General features: G+C 41.4%; 18 protein-coding genes and 2 tRNA genes. 9 read left to right on the forward strand and 11 right to left on the reverse strand.

The genetic code is table 11. The features are described 5' to 3' along the window. Window positions 1-3 precede the first annotated feature (3 nt). Window positions 4-1,833, reverse strand: a complete 1,830-nt coding sequence (locus BLR53_RS09230) for a DNA polymerase III subunit gamma/tau (protein WP_074589118.1) — start codon at window positions 1,831-1,833, stop codon at window positions 4-6. 104 nt (window positions 1,834-1,937) lie between these two features. On the opposite strand from BLR53_RS09230, the gene BLR53_RS09235 reads away from it, so the two are divergent. The 4 genes from BLR53_RS09235 to rplI all read left to right on the forward strand — a co-directional run bounded on the left by BLR53_RS09235 (window position 1,938) and on the right by rplI (window position 3,859). Further along, window positions 1,938-2,681: a ThuA domain-containing protein gene (locus BLR53_RS09235; RefSeq protein ID WP_074589120.1), complete on the forward strand. Its 744-nt coding sequence runs from the start codon at window positions 1,938-1,940 to the stop codon at window positions 2,679-2,681. A 98-nt stretch (window positions 2,682-2,779) separates the two neighbouring features. After that, the gene (gene rpsF, locus BLR53_RS09240) at window positions 2,780-3,142 is read left to right on the forward strand and encodes a 30S ribosomal protein S6 (protein WP_037444035.1); all 363 of its coding nucleotides are present in this window, start codon (window positions 2,780-2,782) and stop codon (window positions 3,140-3,142) included. Next, window positions 3,142-3,405, forward strand: coding sequence for a 30S ribosomal protein S18 (gene rpsR / locus BLR53_RS09245; RefSeq protein WP_008244392.1), 264 nt, complete (start codon window positions 3,142-3,144; stop codon window positions 3,403-3,405). The genes rpsF and rpsR overlap by 1 nt, the downstream gene beginning before the upstream one ends. Window positions 3,406-3,415: 10 nt before the next feature. After that, on the forward strand, window positions 3,416-3,859 hold the full coding sequence (rplI, locus tag BLR53_RS09250; RefSeq protein ID WP_037444029.1) for a 50S ribosomal protein L9: 444 nt from the start codon (window positions 3,416-3,418) through the stop codon (window positions 3,857-3,859). 65 nt (window positions 3,860-3,924) lie between these two features. On the opposite strand, the gene BLR53_RS09255 is transcribed toward rplI, so the two are convergent. Continuing rightward, window positions 3,925-4,218: a hypothetical protein gene (locus tag BLR53_RS09255; RefSeq protein ID WP_037442652.1), complete on the reverse strand. Its 294-nt coding sequence runs from the start codon at window positions 4,216-4,218 to the stop codon at window positions 3,925-3,927. 96 nt (window positions 4,219-4,314) lie between these two features. Further along, window positions 4,315-5,409, reverse strand: coding sequence for a transaldolase (gene tal, locus BLR53_RS09260; RefSeq protein ID WP_074589122.1), 1,095 nt, complete (start codon window positions 5,407-5,409; stop codon window positions 4,315-4,317). 101 nt (window positions 5,410-5,510) lie between these two features. Here tal and mtgA point away from each other — a divergent pair, with 101 nt between their 5' ends. Both mtgA and BLR53_RS09270 read left to right on the forward strand, forming a co-directional pair. Further along, window positions 5,511-6,263: a monofunctional biosynthetic peptidoglycan transglycosylase gene (gene mtgA, locus BLR53_RS09265; RefSeq protein WP_051760059.1), complete on the forward strand. Its 753-nt coding sequence runs from the start codon at window positions 5,511-5,513 to the stop codon at window positions 6,261-6,263. Next, entirely contained in the window at window positions 6,263-7,294 is a 1,032-nt protein-coding gene (locus BLR53_RS09270; RefSeq protein ID WP_143007852.1) for an isoaspartyl peptidase/L-asparaginase family protein, read from the forward strand. Before mtgA ends, BLR53_RS09270 begins: the two co-directional genes overlap by 1 nt. 31 nt (window positions 7,295-7,325) lie before the next feature. Here the strand turns inward: BLR53_RS09270 and BLR53_RS09275 are convergent, their stop codons facing one another. Next, on the reverse strand, window positions 7,326-7,805 hold the full coding sequence (locus tag BLR53_RS09275; RefSeq protein WP_037440463.1) for a hypothetical protein: 480 nt from the start codon (window positions 7,803-7,805) through the stop codon (window positions 7,326-7,328). Between the two features lie 136 nt (window positions 7,806-7,941). Between BLR53_RS09275 and BLR53_RS09280 the strand changes: the two genes are divergently transcribed. Then, on the forward strand, window positions 7,942-8,415 hold the full coding sequence (locus BLR53_RS09280) for a hypothetical protein (RefSeq protein ID WP_037440464.1): 474 nt from the start codon (window positions 7,942-7,944) through the stop codon (window positions 8,413-8,415). Here the strand turns inward: BLR53_RS09280 and BLR53_RS09285 are convergent. The 3 genes from BLR53_RS09285 to BLR53_RS09295 are packed head-to-tail and all read right to left on the reverse strand — an operon-like array spanning window position 8,342 to window position 11,303. After that, window positions 8,342-9,193, reverse strand: a complete 852-nt coding sequence (locus tag BLR53_RS09285) for an MBL fold metallo-hydrolase (RefSeq protein WP_074589124.1) — start codon at window positions 9,191-9,193, stop codon at window positions 8,342-8,344. The two genes, BLR53_RS09280 and BLR53_RS09285, sit on opposite strands and share 74 nt — an antisense overlap. Further along, on the reverse strand, window positions 9,183-9,983 hold the full coding sequence (locus BLR53_RS09290; protein ID WP_037440466.1) for a (Fe-S)-binding protein: 801 nt from the start codon (window positions 9,981-9,983) through the stop codon (window positions 9,183-9,185). Before BLR53_RS09290 ends, BLR53_RS09285 begins: the two co-directional genes overlap by 11 nt. Window positions 9,984-10,007: 24 nt before the next feature. Then, the gene (locus BLR53_RS09295; RefSeq protein WP_074589130.1) at window positions 10,008-11,303 is read right to left on the reverse strand and encodes a 4Fe-4S dicluster domain-containing protein; all 1,296 of its coding nucleotides are present in this window, start codon (window positions 11,301-11,303) and stop codon (window positions 10,008-10,010) included. Window positions 11,304-11,514: 211 nt separating this feature from the next. On the opposite strand from BLR53_RS09295, the gene BLR53_RS09300 reads away from it, so the two are divergent. Next, window positions 11,515-11,587, forward strand: a tRNA-Phe gene (locus BLR53_RS09300). Window positions 11,588-11,713: 126 nt separating this feature from the next. Here BLR53_RS09300 and BLR53_RS09305 read toward each other — a convergent pair. The 3 genes from BLR53_RS09305 to BLR53_RS09315 all read right to left on the reverse strand — a co-directional run bounded on the left by BLR53_RS09305 (window position 11,714) and on the right by BLR53_RS09315 (window position 16,292). Further along, window positions 11,714-14,512 (reverse strand): outer membrane beta-barrel protein, encoded by a 2,799-nt coding sequence (locus BLR53_RS09305; RefSeq protein ID WP_074589134.1) that lies wholly within the window; start codon window positions 14,510-14,512, stop codon window positions 11,714-11,716. 131 nt (window positions 14,513-14,643) lie between these two features. Beyond that, window positions 14,644-15,633, reverse strand: coding sequence for a FecR family protein (locus BLR53_RS09310; protein ID WP_074589137.1), 990 nt, complete (start codon window positions 15,631-15,633; stop codon window positions 14,644-14,646). 74 nt (window positions 15,634-15,707) lie between these two features. After that, complete coding sequence (locus BLR53_RS09315) at window positions 15,708-16,292, reverse strand: RNA polymerase sigma-70 factor (RefSeq protein WP_074589142.1); 585 nt, start codon at window positions 16,290-16,292, stop codon at window positions 15,708-15,710. Window positions 16,293-16,516: 224 nt separating this feature from the next. Here BLR53_RS09315 and BLR53_RS09325 point away from each other — a divergent pair. Beyond that, window positions 16,517-16,589: transfer RNA gene (locus tag BLR53_RS09325), tRNA-Phe, on the forward strand. Between the two features lie 151 nt (window positions 16,590-16,740). Here BLR53_RS09325 and BLR53_RS09330 read toward each other — a convergent pair. Continuing rightward, window positions 16,741-17,316, reverse strand: a complete 576-nt coding sequence (locus BLR53_RS09330; protein ID WP_037440482.1) for a thymidine kinase — start codon at window positions 17,314-17,316, stop codon at window positions 16,741-16,743. Window positions 17,317-17,408: the final 92 nt, after the last annotated feature.

Below are 17,408 nucleotides of genomic sequence, written 5' to 3' on the forward strand. Positions count from 1 at the left end.
GGTTTATGGAAGCAGGTCCAGATTGAATTTTTTACGGAGATCTTCTAACTTTGGATTTTTCTCCAAAAGGTAATGATATTTATCAATACTGGTATAAAGTCTGTTTTCAAGCTTACCCTCGACTTTTTTAGTCTTAATGTTAATGGCATAATTATTTAACCTGGTGCGCAGAAAGTTTAAAAATTCTACCAGCTCCTGCTGAAGAATACTTTCCTGTGCAAGGTTAGTAATATGCACTGTAATTTCATTTGATCCACTCAATTCTGGTTCATTTGTGTTCAGAATGGTATAGAAATTAATCTTATTTTCTGTTTTTGCCTTCTGGATATAGATTTTCCATAATTCCATCAGTCCTTCATGAGTAAAGGGCTCTGCTGCTTCACCTACTACAAATTTCGGTTTATCATTATCCAATCCCTCCGCGATTGCGTTTAAGGCATTTAGAGAAGGGATGAGTGTGGCTCCGTTCCCTGCGCCCATCGGATTGGGTTTCAACACAATCTTCTGGCTTGTATTTAGATCGGGCCTGGGTTTTGGTGTCACGGGTTGTACAGCAGGTTGTGCCGTTGGTTGTGCGATCACCTGGCTGTAACCTGAAGGTGCCGGAAGCGGGTCTGGTGCTGCTACCGGTGGTTCCGGTTTCTGTACAGGTGCAGGAATTAAATTAGTTTTTTTTTTAAGCTGAGCTTCGTCAGTTTGCTGGTTTGCAGCAGGCAGCGGTTGCTGCGCGAGTTGGATGACTGACGGGATGTGACACATTTTTATCAGCGAGAGCTCTACCTGCAGGCGCTGATTCTTGCTGTTTTTGTAGATCAGGTCACATTGGTTTGCCAGGTTGAGTGCTGTAAGTATAAAAGAAACGGATGTCTGCTGACTCTGCTCCAGATATTTTTTACGGATATTCTCACTTACTTCCAGTAAACTTGTTGTTTGCGGATCTTTGGCAACCAGCAGGTTTCTTAAGTGACTGGCGAGCCCGTTAATAAAGTTATTGCCGTCAAACCCATTATTTAAGATTTCATCGAAAAGCAGCAGCGACAGACTGACGTCTGCACTGGTCAGAAATCCTGTAAGGCGGAAATAATAATCGTAATCCAGAATATTCAGATTTTCAATTACTGCTTTATAAGTCAGGTTTTTGTTGGTATAGCTAACGATCTGATCAAACATGGACAGCGCGTCACGCAATCCACCATCTGCCTTTTGTGCAATGATATGTAAGCCGTCTGTTTCTACGCTGATTTGTTCGCGTTCTGCAATTTTCTGAAGATGAAGCGCAATATCGTCTACCTGGATTCTGTTAAAGTCGAAAATCTGGCAACGTGAAAGTATGGTAGGTAATATTTTATGTTTTTCTGTAGTCGCCAGAATGAATATGGCATATGCAGGAGGTTCCTCCAGCGTTTTAAGGAAAGCATTGAAGGCATTTGCTGACAACATATGCACCTCATCTATAATATAGATCTTATATTTTCCGGCTTGAGGAGGTATTCTTACTTGTTCAATCAGGCTTCGAATGTCATCTACCGAGTTGTTGGAAGCTGCATCCAGCTCATGGAAATTGAAAGAATGTCCCGTCTGAAAGGATACACAGGATTCACATTTTCCGCAGGCTTCCATATCTGCAGTCTGCTGAGTACAGTTAATGGTTTTTGCGAGAATCCGGGCACAGGTAGTTTTACCTACACCTCTTGGTCCGCAGAACAAGAATGCCTGGGCAAGCTGATTGTTTTTAATCGCATTTTTTAGAGTTCCGGTAATGTGGTGCTGACCTACAACGGTTTCGAACGTTGCCGGACGATACTTACGGGCCGAGACAATAAAATTTTCCATTTAGATGCGAAATTATAAATTTTTTAGGGAGCAGCATGGATAATTGGGAAATAAATGATTTGCAGAATTTTTCTTAGCTTAGATTTAACCTAACCAAATACGTAATGAAGCGAAATATTATTCCCGTTGTATTGATCTGCCTGCTGACGCTGTTTTCTTTCACCGGTACTGTAAATGCACAAAGCCGAAAAATTCTTGTTTTTGCCAAAACAGCAGGTTTTCACCATGAGTCCATAGCGGTAGGTTTACCAGCCTTGCAGAAGATGGGTACCGAGCATGGTTTTGATGTTGATACCACGAGAAATTCAGCGTTATTCACCTCTGAAAATTTAAAAAAATATGCAGCTGTTGTGTTTTTGAATACAACAGGAGATGTACTGAATGACGTACAGCAACAGGCTTTCGAGCAATACATTAAAGCCGGTGGCGGATATGTAGGTGTGCATGCCGCAACAGATACGGAATATGAATGGCCATGGTATGGTAAATTGGTCGGCGCTTATTTTGTAAAACATCCGGAGCAACAGGTTGCGAGTTTAATTGTCAAAGACCGTAAGAGTGCAGCAACTGCACATCTTCCTGCTACCTGGTCGAGAAAGGACGAGTGGTATAACTTTAAAAATATTAATCCGGATATCAAGGTCTTAATTGAACTCGATGAGAAATCTTATAAAGGAGGGTCAAATGGTGCGTTCCACCCGATTGCGTGGTATCACGATTATGATGGGGGAAGAGCCTTTTATACCGGGCTGGGGCATGTTGATGAGTCTTATACAGATCCGCTCTTCTTAAAGCACCTGCTCGGCGGCATCCAATATGCTATGGGTCAAAAGCCTATGCATAAATAAAGATCAATTCAATTCGGGCTTAGATTTTGAACTCAAGATTATTATCGTTACATTTGCAGCCCGTTTTATACGGTAATTAACATTAAATAATTATAACAATGAATCAGTACGAAACTGTTATCGTTCTTACCCCGTTGTTGTCAGAAGAAGTTGCGAAAGAAGCATTAGCGAAATTCAGCAAAATCATCACTGATAGCGGAGCCGAAATTGTTCAAGAGGACAATTGGGGTTTGAGAAAATTAGCGTATCCGATTGAAAAAAAAGCAAGCGGATTCTTCCACCTTACAGAGTACAAATCTTCAGGTGAATTAATTAACAAATTGGAATTAGAACTAAAACGCGATGAGCGTGTTCTTCGTTTCCTGACCATTAGATTAGACCGTCATGCGGTTGCTTATAATGAGAAGAAACGCAGTGGTGCTTTTAACAAAAAACCTAAGAAAGAGGAGGCTGCAGCATAATGGCTAAAGATCAGATACAATATGTTACCGCTCCAAAAGTGGACGATAACAGAAAAAAATATTGCCGTTTCAAAAAGAACGGAATTAAATATATCGATTACAAAGACGCAAACTTTCTGTTAAAATTCATCAATGATCAAGGTAAAATTTTACCACGCCGTTTAACCGGTACTTCATTGAAATTTCAACGTAAAGTGGCTCAGGCGGTAAAACGTTCTCGCCACATTGGTTTGTTACCTTTCGTTGCTGACCAATTAAAATAGGAGCTGAGACATGGAAATTATATTAAAACAGGACATCAAATCTCTTGGAGAGAAAGATGATATTGTAAACGTAAAGCCAGGTTACGGCCGTAACTACCTGATCCCACAAGGATTTGGTGCTTTAGCTACTCCATCTGCTAAAAAAGTATTAGCAGAAAACCTGAAGCAAGCAGCGTTTAAACAAGATAAAATTAAGAAAGATGCTGAAGGTATCGCAGAACGTTTAACTGAAGTTAAATTGTCTATCGGTGCTAAAGCTGGTGAAACCGGTAAAATCTTTGGTGCAGTTAATACCATCATGATTGCTGAAGCCTTAAAACAACAAGGTTTTGAAGTTGACCGTCGCCGTATCACTTTCGAAACTGAGCCTAAATTTGTTGGTGAATATATCGCTAACTTAAACTTACACAAAGAAGTGAAAGTTAAAGTTCCTTTCGAAGTTGTAGCTGAGTAATCATCTCATTCGACATAAAAAAAGCGTTCCATCCGGAACGCTTTTTTTATGTCTGATTTTTAGAATTATACTCCCCTTTTCCTGGAGCGATGTTCATCTATAATCTTGCGGATTTCCTTAATATCGCTTTTTGAAAAGCCATGGACCTCTATTTTATTACCGTTCATAAACAACCGTAACTTCGAGAAACCAACCATAGGTGAATCCACTTCAATCGAAGTTATATCTTCATAATTGAGATATTTTGAATCTCCACTGAAAAGTCCCGGAGCTTTAATCTCTATTGAGTTTTCCTCCAAATGGATTTCTGTTGGGAACATCTTGTTTCCCTCGGATAGTCTTGATGCTGTGAATTTCATCAGATAATTTTTTAATTTTTCACGAATTTAGCAAAAGCTTTGCTTATTCTATCATCTGTGCAGATCCAAAAGCTTTGGATGCGTCGGACATTAACCCTAGTTGTTTTTTTCGCTGGCGATTGCTGCCAAAAGTTTGCGATAAGGCGTGTTGAATTTCTCGATCCCTTCATCTTCCAGTTGCTGCATCAGCTTGCCCAGGTCTATGCCCTCATGATGGAGTTGTGAAATCACTGAGCTCGCACCTTCCAGGTCCTGTTCGAGTCTTACTGCAGGGTCTCCATGGTCACGGAATGCTTCAAGGGTTTCCATAGGAATGGTATTTACGGTATCAGGCCCAATCAGTGCTTCTACGTACTTGACATCACTATATGCCGGGTTCTTATTTCCCGTACTTGCCCAGAGTAAGCGTTGCGGTCTTGCACCTTTAGCTGCCAGTTTCTCCCAGCGTTCCCCGCTGAATTTCTGTTTGTAAATTTCATATGCTTTTTTCGCAGACGAAATAGCAACTTTACCTTCCAGATTCTGCAGGTTCTTTTCATGCAGGATCGGATCAACCAATACGTCTATCCGGCTTAGAAAGAAACTAGCTACAGATGAAATGCCATTTATCGGTTTACCTTGGTCTACTCGTTCTTCCAATCCACTCAGATATGCTTCTGCTACTGCTTCATATCTTTCAAGACTAAACAATAAAGTAACATTAATATTAATCCCCGCTGCAATACTGGTTTGTATAGCCGGTAACCCGGCTTTGGTTGCAGGAATTTTAATCATTACGTTTTTACGGTCTACAGCATGCCATAATTCCTGGGCTTGTTCTATTGTACCTTCTGTATCCATTGCAAGGAGTGGTGATACTTCCAGACTTACATAACCGTCGGCACCTTGCTGTTTCTCTTCATAGACAGGTAAAAATAGGTCTGCGGCACTTCTGATATCAGCTATAGCAAGCTGATAAAAGATATCTTCATCGCTAAGTTCTTCTTCAGCATATTTATGAATGTCTGCATCATAGTCATTGCTACTGCTGATAGCTTTCTCAAAAATGGCTGGATTAGAGGTTATTCCTCGAATACCATCTTCCTGAATTAGCTTCTTCAACTGACCTGAACTGATGAGCTGACGGTCAATAAAGTCCAGCCAGATACTTTGTCCATAATCATATATCTTTTTTACACGATTGTTTTCCATGATCTTGTATTTTTACAGCAGAACAGGTTCAGCTGCGCTTTGTTTCCCAAAATCTAAAAACTGGCAAAGTACAGACAAACTTGTATTATATAATTATTTGAATGGCAAAAAAACGTGCGGTAGCTCCGGGTTCTATATTAAATCGTGTAAAATGGCTCGGGCTGAAAATTTTAATTTGGTTTTTACTGGCATCTATCGGTTGGGTGCTGGCTTATAAATTTATTAATCCCCCGATTACTCTGTTAATGGTTAAGCGGAATTTTGAACGAAAAGCAGATGGTAAAACATTTAAAATTGAGAAGGATTGGATTGATTATGACGAGATATCTGCGCAACTGAAAAGGGCTGCGGTTGCATCCGAAGATCAGAAATTTCCGACTCATCATGGTTTCGATCTCAAAGCTATAGATAAAGCATACAAGTCTAATAAGGGCGGAAGCGGTAAGATTAAAGGAGGAAGTACAATCTCCCAGCAGACTGCCAAAAATGTGTTTCTTTGGCCTGGCAGGTCATGGATAAGGAAGGGATTTGAGGCCTACTTCACGGTACTGATTGAGTTGTTCTGGAGTAAAGAGCGTATTCTGGAAGTATATCTGAACGTTATTGAAATGGGCGATGGCATTTACGGTGCCGAAGCGGCGGCGCAAAACTATTTTGGTAAAACCTGTACTAACCTGAACAGGTCTGAAGCTGCGTTAATTATAGCCTGCTTACCGAATCCATTACGTTGGACTCCTGCCAAACCAACAACCTATATCCGGCACCGGCAATATCAGATTATGCGAAGCATTAAACAGATGGGGCCGCTAAAGCTGGGTACACAGCAAGAATCTAAACCAAAAAACAAAAAATAATGAACAAAATTATGTGTCTCGGTCTGTTGTTTATCTGCAGTTTCTTAGCATTCACAGCAGCAGCCCAGCAAAAACAAAAATACGTCATGGTGATTCACGGCGGTGCTGGTACTATCCTGAAAAAGAATATGACACCGGAAAAAGAACAAGCCTACCTTGGTAAGCTCCGTGAAGCATTGCAAGCGGGTTATGATCAGATTAAGGCTGGGAAACCAAGCCTTGATGCAGTGCAGGCAGCCGTTCTGGTAATGGAAGACAGTCCTTTGTTTAATGCAGGAAAAGGGGCTGTATTTACGCATGACGGGAAAAATGAGATGGACGCGGCTATCATGGACGGTAAGACTCTTAAAGCAGGTTCAATTGCTGGTGTGACCACGATACGCAACCCAATTCTAGCTGCCCGGGCTGTAATGGAGCGCTCTGAACATGTGATGATGATTGGCAGGGGTGCAGAAGGTTTCGCAAAAGACGTCGGGTTGCAAATTGTCGATCCGTCTTATTTTTATACTCCGGAGCGCTGGAATGGGTTACAGAAAGCTTTAGCTGAAGATTCCGTTAAAGCAGTGCTGGACCATGGAAATAAGAGTTCTGAATTAAAGGGTACAGTAAATAAAGATAATAAGTTCGGTACTGTTGGTGCAGTGGCACTTGATCAGGCCGGTAATCTGGCAGCAGCAACTTCTACAGGAGGAATGACTAATAAGAAATATGGTCGTGTTGGCGATGCTCCGCTCATCGGGGCCGGCACTTATGCTAACAATGCAACTGCTGGTATTTCCTGCACAGGTTGGGGAGAGTTTTTTATTCGCTCAGTAGTGGCCTACGATATTTCAGCAATGATGGAATATCAAAAGTTATCCCTGCAGGAAGCAGCAGCGAAAGCATTGGCCAAGATGGAAAAACTAGGTGGTGACGGTGGCTTGATTGCACTCGATAATAAGGGCAATGTAACTATGCCTTTCAATACAGCCGGTATGTACCGCGGAACGGTTACGGCTGATGGTCAGATAGATGTTAACATTTACCGTTAAACCTTAGACAGGCATATTTGCCGGCCTGTTACTACAGCAGGTCGGCAAATACTTTCTGATGCCAGCTATCCTTGAATGGCACTTCCCATTTATTTTCGTATTCATCCAACGTCTGGACCATATTATTGAATACTGTAGATTCAGGGGTTATGTTTTTGATACTGATCAGTGTTTCGAAATCTTCTTTATTGACCACGTTGACTTTGTCATCAACTTTATAGGCCATATTGAAACGGTTAAAGAGATCAACACTGTATTGCTCCTCCAATCCTTTGATCACACGAACTGATGCATCAATAGAACAACCGGTAGCTCCCGCAGCTGTTTCGTCTACAATAAAAATAATGAAATAGTTATAACGTATTTCTGCTTTTGCCTGTAACTGGTGGCCATGTGCTTTCCATTGTTCGGTAAATTCGTCCAGCTGCTTTTGTAATTGCTGGACTTCCTGATCGCTGAATTCACGGTCAGACTGATAGATCCATACTTTTGATTGTGGAGAAAAACTCATATAACAAATTTAAGATTTTAATTAACTTGAACTAAGCGCTTGTACAAAAATTACCTGCACATGAATTTTGCAGATTTAAACTCTTCAAGCCTTAATTTATGGTACCTTATAAGATTATTATATAATAGCCAGGCTGATGAAAAAGTTTACGCGTAAATCTAAAATAATCATTTTCATTGTTCTTTGTCCGGTTTTTCTTTCTTTTTCTGCAAATGGCCCTGCAGATGAGGAAGCCGGTTTCGTGCAGGAGATGCTGAACACACACTACGCTATTCTTCCGGATGCGCCGGCACTCAAAAAATATGAGCTTCAGGTGAGTGGTACGGGCTTCTGCCGGTATAAGAAATATTATCAAAATGGTAAGCAGGAATACTTTTCATTCCATTTCCTCAAATATAAGGCGGCTGACTATGTGGGAAGCAGCACAAACGGGATTTTATATCTGCATACTTTAAATGACGATGTGATCGTGCAAACCTACAGAGAAAAAAGGGGAGGCGATATAGATAGTATGGCCACAAGTCTGGCGATTCCACTTAAAAACATGGAACCTGAAGATCTTGAGCTGCTACAGGAAAAGTTCCGGCAGCTGCAGGCGAAACTTCGCTGAAGTTTCCGTTTATAGTATATACTGCAGATTCCTCATTTCTGGAAGCCACTACTATTTTAGTTAATCCGGCATCGGTTTGAAACAGTTTTTCCACAACATCAGGATGATTATTATCCCTGGATAAATGAGCTAATAATAGATGGCTCAGTCGAGAAGAACGACAAGTTTTGAATAGCTCCAAAGCCTGCAGGTTACTCAAGTGTCCCTTGCCGCCGCTGATTCTTCGTTTCAAATAATACGGGTAACTTCCGTTACTCAGCATATCCGTATCATAGTTGGTCTCCAGAAAGGCTGCATGACATTGGGAGAAATAATGGCTTAGATTCTCACACACATCTCCCAAGTCTGTAAATATGCCTATTTTAAGTTCTCCCTGGCAGACCATAAAGCTATGCGGATCTGCAGCATCATGTATTTTAGGAAAGGTATGAACCTGAAGCTTGCCAATTGTAATCTGCTGGCAGCCATTGAAATGCAGCAAAAGCTCTTCCGGAATAGCAAGCTTACTATTCTGGTAGGTCCCCGGCGTAATATAAACCGGAATTCTATATTTTTTTGCTAATACCTGCAGTCCACGAATGTGGTCCGTATGTTCGTGAGAGACGAATACTGCCTTAACCTTGTCTATGGAAAGGTTCATACGCAGCATTCTCTTCTCCGTTTCCCGGCAGGAGATTCCTGCATCAATTAACACTGCTTCCTCTGCATTACCAATATAATAGCAGTTTCCATTACTTCCGGAATTTAGGGAGGCAATATGTAGCGGGCTATAATCCATTTGCGCGTACCGTTATTTCTGCAATATCCAATACCTGAACTTGGTCGCTTTTGTCTTTCATTTTAACGCCATCGCTGAGCATTGTCATACAAAAAGGGCATCCTGCAGCAATGATTCCGGGATTGGTCTCCAGAGCTTCTTCAATTCTTTCGATATTGATGTCTTTGTTACCTTTTTCCGGTTCTTTAAACATTTGCGCACCGCCTGCTCCGCAGCACAGGCCATTGGATTTGCATCTTTTCATTTCTACCAATTGTGCGTCCAGTACTTCCAGCGCTTTTCTGGGAGCTTCATAGACGCCATTGGCACGACCAAGATAGCAAGGGTCATGATAGGTGATTTTTTTACCTTTGAAGCTTTCGCCACCTTCTGCTTTCAGTTTACCTTCAGTAATAAGATCCTGAATCAACTGGGTGTGGTGAATTACTTCATAATTTCCGCCAAGACCGGGATATTCGTTCTTGATGGTATTAAAGCAATGCGGGCATCCGGTAACTATTTTTTTAATATCGTAACCATTCAATATTTCAATATTGGTCATAGCCTGCATCTGGAAGAGGAATTCATTTCCTGCACGTTTGGCCGGATCGCCTGTACAGCTTTCTTCAGTTCCTAAAACAGCATATTTAATGCCGACGTGGTGTAATATTTTACAGATATCTCTGGTGGTTTTTTGCGCTCTTTCGTCATAACTGCCTGCGCAGCCCACCCAGAATAAAATTTCCGGCTGTTCACCTCTGGCAACTAATTCTGCCATGGTAGGTACTTCTATATTAAGTTTCTCGCTCATTGTTCAGCTCGTTTAAAATCTGTCTTAATTTTCTTTTGCCCAGTTAAATCGGTCAGCTGGTGAATATTTCCATGGGGCGCCGTTGTTTTCAATATTTCCAAGCATAGTATTAATGCTGGAAGGTGCCTGTGATTCTTCCATTACTGCGTACCTTCTGAGTTCTGTAATAATAGCCAGAGGATCTATGTTAATTGGGCAAGCTTCTACACAGGCGTTACAGCTTGTACATGCCCAGATTTCTTCCCTGGTGATATAATCGTCTATTAAAGATTTTCCGTCTTCCAGGCCTGGTCCTTTCTGATCAAGGCTTTTGCCCACTTCTTCCATCCGGTCCCTGGTATCCATCATGATCTTTCGTGGTGAAAGAAGTTTGCCGGTAATGTTTGCCGGGCACACAGATGTACAGCGTCCGCATTCGGTACAGGTATAGGCATTCATGAGGTTAATCCAAGTCAGATCATTCACATCCTTTGCGCCGAACCTTCCTGCCGCTGCTTCTGCAGGAACAAAAGAGGGGTCAAGCATAGCCTTTACTTCATTAGTGACACTTTGCATATTAGTAAACTCACCTTTGGGCTCCAGATTGGAATAATAGGTATTTGGAAATGCAAATAGAATATGGAAGTGTTTGGAATAAGGCAGGTAATTTAAAAATGCTAGAATTCCGATAATATGGAACCACCAGCAGCCTCTTTCCAGTGCAATTAATGCCGATGGCTGATCTGGCAGCAATGGAATCAAAAACTGACTTACCGGGAATGACCCTGCTGTGGTATAGTGGGAAACACCTAATGTCTGTAATTTGGCATCTGCTGCATTCATCAGCAGGAAAGCTGTCATTAACAGGACCTCCGTGAAAAGAATATAATTGGCGTCTGATTTTGGCCATCCTTCCAGCTCAGAGGCTATAAATCTTTTAAGCTTTAGGATGTTTCTGCGAATCAGGAAGATAACGCATGCTAACCATACACCTAATGCCAGAATTTCAAACGATCCGATAAGGAAATTGTATAAGGTGCCGAGCCCGCCGAAAATACGGTGGGTGCCGAATATTCCGTCTATCATGATCTCCAGGACCTCAATATTGATAATTACAAAACCGGCGTAAACAACAAAGTGTAAAGCAGCAGGAATTGGTCTAACCACCATTTTGCTCTGTCCAAAAGCAACTTTTAGCATGGTTATCAGTCTTTTAGACGGCTGGTCGGATCGATCTGCATCTCTCCCTAATCTGATATTGCGGATCACTTTTTTTACATTTATACTAAACAGTATGACGGCCGCAATGGTGATGGCTATAAATAGAATTTGTGAAATCATGTGCTGGTGAATCTTTTTACAGTATTGCTAAGGTAAAAATTATACTATAAACAAATTACTATGCTTGCATATTATTTTAATTTTAGAACTCTTTTAAGCTGATTATTACCCCTTTTTAAATTATTTTCAAAAAAGTTTTGTTTTCCAGAAAAAGAATCTACCTTTGCAATCCCAACCGAGGGGAATATGTGAATCACATATTAATAAAGATGGTGCGGTAGCTCAGTCGGTAGAGCAAAGGATTGAAAATCCTTGTGTCGCCGGTTCGATCCCGGCCCACACCACTCTAACAAAAAAAGCTTCAGAGAAATCTGAAGCTTTTTTTGTTTATCAGGTTTTGTTCGTTTTGGAAATCTGCCATCCCTTCAGGATCAATGAACGGATTGGGAAATTCATGCAGCGGATGCCCGTTATTGTTTAATACGGGCTTTTTCTATGTCTGCGCTTCCAGTTTCACGCTTCGACTTTTTATTACCTGAACTGCCAAAGCTATAATTGAAGGCTAAAGTAAAGGACTGTGAGTTGTATCTGTTTCTGAATGCTTCAGTCGCATTTGGGATATTAGTAGTAATCCCATTGTTATTATATGTTTTCAGGATATCACGGACATTGAAAGAGATGGTACCCTTATTCTCCAAGACTTTTTTCTGTATACCTGCATTTAACTGCCCGGTACCGTTATTTATGAATTGAGCTACACTGCGCTTTGAAACATAGAAGCCACTGAGTTCCATTCCCCAGCCTTTTGGTAAGGTGAAAATATTCGTCATATTAATTTCTCCCATAGTTCTGGATTCATCCAGAAAGGTGTCGAATAAACGCCCCTTAAATGAGGTGTTAAAAACCTGCATATAAGTATTGGTCATCCACCAGGGATATGGTGCGAGGGATAGGGTAAGGGAGGCACCGAGGTATTTCGCAGTACCTATGTTTCCGACTCCATCTATAAAAATATCACCATCCTGCCTGATTACCTCATTTTGAAGGTCTTTGGTCTTCATATAGTGGAGCGAAGCTGTCAGTAAGCTTTTATAACTGTAAGATGCTTTTAATGCGTTTGAAAACTGTGGTTTCAAGAATGGATTTCCTGAAAAATAAGAGTACTTATCAATAATGGTCACAAAAGGATTCAGATCTTGATAAAATGGCCTGCGAATTCTGCGCCCAAATGAAAGGATCAGTAAATGCCTACCTGCGGAATCTAATTTATAAGAGAGGTAAGCTGTGGGAAACAGATTGGTATAACTTTTTGTGAAAGAGGAGTCTGCCCGTATCTCATTTCCTATTTGATGGCCTTTGGAATTGGTATTCTCGACCCTTAAACCTGTTTGTAAAGCGAATCTTCTGAAGGAGGTATTAAAATTCAGGTATCCCGCATTAATGTTCTCTCTATAGAGAAAGTGATTCGTGAAGTTGGGGTCGGTGATGGATTCTCCATTGATCTGATTAAAATAGTTAGCCTGATTATCTGTTTCAATATAACTGGTCTTTAAGCCTGCATCTATTCTCGCTTTTCCCTTTAAAGGACGGGTATAATCTGTTTTTGCCGAATAGATCTGGATGCTGGTTGGAAGATTGTCGGTAATGATTTGTGTATGACCTGGATTGCCTACCGCATCGAAACTCTGATTGAAAAAGCGTTGTTTATTGGTGGAGCTATAAGTTAGCCCGTCCAGGTCAAATGTAATTGATCTTCCCAGGCTGTCAAACTGATGGCTGTAGTTTAGGTTCACACCTCCATTGTTAAAATGAGCCTTGCCTGTATTTTTTGCATAAATAATGGAGTCGAGTCCTCTGTTTTGGTTTTGTAGCCGGGTTTCTCCTGTAAAGGTTTCCTTTCTTGGTGATAATGATCCGGTAAAAATAATGCCCCAGGTCGTTGTAGGGGAGTGGTAGTAATCCATTCCAATTTTAAGGTTGCCACTATTACTGACTGGTTTCATATGTGCATTTACCTCAAAAACATTCCGTAACAGACCCTGTTTGTCAAAATATTCCCGGGTTTCTCCAAACTGTCGGAACTCTTGCTTAAGTGCGTAGGAAGCACTGGAAAACAGATTTATTTTGTTGACCCGGTAATTTAGGTTTACACTTTCACTGGTCTGACCGTAATGTGCCTGGCTGTAATTTGCGGCGACAGAGCCGTTGAATCCGGCAGTTTTCGTTTTTTTAGTAGTGATATTAATAATGCCGGCATCACCCGCTGCATCAAATTTCGCTGGAGGGTTATCCATCAATTCTATCTGTTCCAGCAATGAGGCAGGTATAGATTTCAAATAGTTAGCAAGATTCGCTCCGGATAGGTAGGTTGGTTTTCCATCCAGGAATATAGTAACGCCTGGTTTCCCCTTAAAACTGATCGTACCATTTCCGTCAACCACTACGCCCGGCGATTTCTCCAGTACTTCCAGTGCATTAGCTCCATTATTGGAAATCAGACTACCAACATTAATCACAGTTTTATCTATCTTTTGTTCTATAAATGCTTTTTTGCCGATCACTGTAACTTCCTTTAAATTACCGGCCTGATCGCTTAGCATGATGTCTTCCAGTATGGTGGTCTCCTGATTTATAATGGTAATGCTAACGGTTTTTTTCTGCATACCAATAGCCGAAATGTCCAGCAGGTAATCGCCGTTTTCTGGCAAATCGAATTTGTAATTACCAAGGCTGTCGGTACTGACCGTCTTTAGTATATCGGATTCATTGGTTTTTCTAAGGGCAATAGTAGCATAGGGGATAGGCAGGCCATCAGTTCCTGTTATTTTTCCTTCGATCTGGTTTTTCTGCTGCTGGCTTTTTTTTTCAATCAGAATTGTTTGATCAACCTGCCGGAAAGTCAGGCCGGATCCTTTTAGTATTTCGGTTAAGGTTTGTCGGATCGTACGGGGTCCTGAGCTGAAATTTAATGGTTTGACTGCTTCAATGTCGCTGCTTCTGAAAAAAAACCTGAGACTACTTTGCTTTTCTATTTTTCTGATGGCTGTTAAAAGATTTTCCTGGTGAAGCTCCAGCCTTATAGTTTCCGTATTCATGTCCTGCGCCTTCAAATCAAAAGCCATTAACATATTCAGTGTTGCAGCTGTTAGTAATATATAGATAAAGCTGATTCGCATAAATTGAATGGCTATTGTTGGTGTAGTAACGCTGTTAGTCTTTAATCTGGAGCATAGGTCTCCCTGATCCCGCTTTTTCGCAGAAATATTCATACTTTTAAATGTTTTATTGATTTCCAATCGATTAAACCCCGGTTTACCGGGATACCTGTGAGCCGATTCCCGCCGGCTTACAGGTTATTTTAAGACGCTATTCCTGGAGTATCGTCTTAGGTTCAAAAAATTTAATTACATCCTTTTCCGTCTATTTGAATGCTTCCATCTTCGCTGGTCTGGTAGGTTGCATGGTTAATGGCGCATATTACTTTTAATAATTGTTCCAGACCGGCGCCGGAAGGTTCGGTGCCGGAGAACCTACAGTTCTTCAGCTGGTTATTTTTAAAAGTTATCTTCACATTGAAGCGTTTTTCCAGTTGTGATACAGCCTGCTCAAAGGTGACATCTTCAAATTGAAGTTCCCTGTGCTGCCAGGCAATAGAGGTAAGTGCATCGACTTTACGCCTGATCACCTTTTCATTAAGTAAATTGAAGCTGAGCTCATGATCGGGGGTTATGATCCCCAGTTGTCTGGTGCCGGCCGCAACGCCTACTTTACCGCGTGTGACAGTTACAGTGACCAGGTGCTGATCCTTATCTTCTTTAATATTGAAAGCTGTACCGAGTACTTTCGTTGTTATTTTTCCTACGTGAATGAGGAAGGGACGATCGGGATTATGAGCAATATCGAAATAGGCTTCACCCGAGAGATATACTTCCCTGGTCTCACCGCCGAAGGTCTCAGGAAATTTAAGTTCTGATCCGGCATTTACCCAGACTTTGCTTCCGTCTGGAAGCATAATCTGCCTGGTTTGTTCTGCAGGAACAGTTAACGCTGTAAGTTTTAGGGATTGGTTAGTATGATATTCGTCGGAAGATTGCAGATAAATCGCGAAAAGTACTGCGATCAGGGCTGCGGCTGCCGCAATGAATTGCAGGTAAGGTGCTTTTTTCTTTTTTACAGGAATAATCTTTTCTGGTGCTTTCTCTCTACTCTGCTCCAAATCCTGATAGATGCCGGAAAGCCAGCTTGACTTTTCCTGTTCGTCCAGACCGCTCCACGGCGAATTCGAATGTAGGTTTTCCTCAAGCCATGTCTCCACAACGGTATTCTCTGCGGTAGTAGTTTCACCCTTGATATATCTATCCAGTAAAGATTCTATTTGTTGACGGTTCATTTAATCCTGCATTTGAACTGTAGTCGGATGAAAGGAGAGGTAGTACCATCGGAAAACGATATTTTTTTATTTGTCTATGAAAGTAGCCAGAAAAGGAAGGCTGGTGTGGATACGACAGCCAGCGACTTTCTTAAATGTTTGAGTGCTGCGGTCAGTTGATTCTTGACTGTTTGTTCAGATAATCCGAGCAGATTTGCAATCTCAGATACGCTTCTGTTTTGTTCTCTGCTTAGCCGGTATATCTCCTGGATCCTTGGCGAGAGGCTTTTCAGTGCGCGATTGATTGTCTGCTGAAGCTCTTTTGCTGCGATTTGTTGTTCTACTCCAGGTTCATAAGCCGTTGCCAGCGCCTGCAGCATAACGGCATATTCTTCTCTAGTCACATTTTTGCGAATACGGTCAATAATGCGATGGCGGACAATTGCAAAAAGGTATGCTTTCAGGCTCAGGTTGATAACCAGTGTCTTTCTTTTCTCCCAGAGCAGGAGAAATACATCGTGGATGATATCTCTCGTATCATCCAGGCTAAATAATCTTGACGCAGTAAAGTCTGCTAATAGGGGTGCATAACGCGCATAAATTTCTTTATAAGCCGCTTCATCATCTTTTTTAAGAAGGTCGGTTAATTGCAGATCAGTTAAAGTAGCATATGCTTTCATTGGCCGGTTAGGACAAATGTAGTATTTACAGCCATTTTTATGGTGTTGTTTAAATTTTTCGCTTCCGGTTGAAAAAAGTGTATGCTGAAAATCAGGGGGATGGAGATTGACACTTCTTTTTTGGATAATTTTATAGAAGATTGATTTTGTATTTCAAAAAAAGAAACTACATTTGCAGCCCACCTACCGAGGTGGAGCATGCTTTAAATCATGTTTAATAAGATGGTGCGGTAGCTCAGTCGGTAGAGCAAAGGATTGAAAATCCTTGTGTCGCCGGTTCGATCCCGGCCCACACCACTCTAACAAACAGCCTGTTTTCGTAATGAAGACAGGCTGTTTTGGTATATCGCTTTTCTTGTGCGTCTCATTAGCGTGGAAATAAAACCCATACTTATCCACATTTTAATGTGAATAAGTATGGGTTTTGTGGATAAGATGGAATTTGATCTTAGTCTTTAGCATGATAACATGGCCTGCAACGCGGCTCATAGCTTTCTTTTTCGCCTAATAAAATCTTTGCTTCACTGGCTACGTGCCGGAAAGAATACATCGCCGGACTTCCACACCGTACACAAACTGCATTTACTTTGGTTACCAGTTCGGCTATGGCCATTAATGCGGGCACCGGTCCAAACGGCTGACCGCTGAAATCCATATCCAGTCCTGCAACAATAACCCTCACGCCCTTATTGGCGAGCTTATTACAAACTTCAGGAAGTTCATCGTCAAAAAACTGCGCTTCATCAATACCGACAACTTGTGTGTCAGAACGTAATAACAGGATGGCAGATGAATGACTTACCGGTGTAGATTGGATGGAGTTATAATTGTGAGAGACAACTGCTGTCTCATCATAACGTATATCGGTAGCGGGTTTAAATATTTCAACATTTAATTTAGCGATCTCTGCGCGCTTCAGTCTCCGGATCAGCTCTTCGGTTTTACCTGAAAACATAGAGCCGCATATCACTTCTATGCTGCCGCCAAACTGGCCTCTGGAATAGTTTTGTTCACTAAATAACATGCTGAAAACTGGGGGATAACTGTCGGACGAATATCGAAATTTTGTGCTACTTTTGAATGTTTAGTTATCAACATAAAAGATCAATTTGAACG

Source organism: Pedobacter antarcticus (genome assembly GCF_900103515.1).
Taxonomy (GTDB): Bacteria; Bacteroidota; Bacteroidia; order Sphingobacteriales; family Sphingobacteriaceae; genus Pedobacter; species Pedobacter antarcticus.

Coding starts and splice junctions, on each gene's coding strand:
- BLR53_RS09255 (WP_037442652.1), bottom strand. CDS start 4,218: ATGAAATTCACAGCATCAAGACTATCCGAGGGAAACAAGATGTTCCCA.
- BLR53_RS09275 (WP_037440463.1), bottom strand. CDS start 7,805: ATGAGTTTTTCTCCACAATCAAAAGTATGGATCTATCAGTCTGACCGT.
- BLR53_RS09270 (WP_143007852.1), top strand. CDS start 6,263: ATGAACAAAATTATGTGTCTCGGTCTGTTGTTTATCTGCAGTTTCTTA.
- BLR53_RS09280 (WP_037440464.1), top strand. CDS start 7,942: ATGAAAAAGTTTACGCGTAAATCTAAAATAATCATTTTCATTGTTCTT.
- BLR53_RS09235 (WP_074589120.1), top strand. CDS start 1,938: ATGAAGCGAAATATTATTCCCGTTGTATTGATCTGCCTGCTGACGCTG.
- BLR53_RS09330 (WP_037440482.1), bottom strand. CDS start 17,316: ATGTTATTTAGTGAACAAAACTATTCCAGAGGCCAGTTTGGCGGCAGC.
- tal (WP_074589122.1), bottom strand. CDS start 5,409: ATGGAAAACAATCGTGTAAAAAAGATATATGATTATGGACAAAGTATC.
- BLR53_RS09295 (WP_074589130.1), bottom strand. CDS start 11,303: ATGATTTCACAAATTCTATTTATAGCCATCACCATTGCGGCCGTCATA.
- mtgA (WP_051760059.1), top strand. CDS start 5,511: ATGGCAAAAAAACGTGCGGTAGCTCCGGGTTCTATATTAAATCGTGTA.
- BLR53_RS09315 (WP_074589142.1), bottom strand. CDS start 16,292: ATGAAAGCATATGCTACTTTAACTGATCTGCAATTAACCGACCTTCTT.
- BLR53_RS09305 (WP_074589134.1), bottom strand. CDS start 14,512: ATGAATATTTCTGCGAAAAAGCGGGATCAGGGAGACCTATGCTCCAGA.
- rpsF (WP_037444035.1), top strand. CDS start 2,780: ATGAATCAGTACGAAACTGTTATCGTTCTTACCCCGTTGTTGTCAGAA.
- rplI (WP_037444029.1), top strand. CDS start 3,416: ATGGAAATTATATTAAAACAGGACATCAAATCTCTTGGAGAGAAAGAT.
- BLR53_RS09310 (WP_074589137.1), bottom strand. CDS start 15,633: ATGAACCGTCAACAAATAGAATCTTTACTGGATAGATATATCAAGGGT.
- rpsR (WP_008244392.1), top strand. CDS start 3,142: ATGGCTAAAGATCAGATACAATATGTTACCGCTCCAAAAGTGGACGAT.
- BLR53_RS09230 (WP_074589118.1), bottom strand. CDS start 1,833: ATGGAAAATTTTATTGTCTCGGCCCGTAAGTATCGTCCGGCAACGTTC.
- BLR53_RS09290 (WP_037440466.1), bottom strand. CDS start 9,983: ATGAGCGAGAAACTTAATATAGAAGTACCTACCATGGCAGAATTAGTT.
- BLR53_RS09285 (WP_074589124.1), bottom strand. CDS start 9,193: ATGGATTATAGCCCGCTACATATTGCCTCCCTAAATTCCGGAAGTAAT.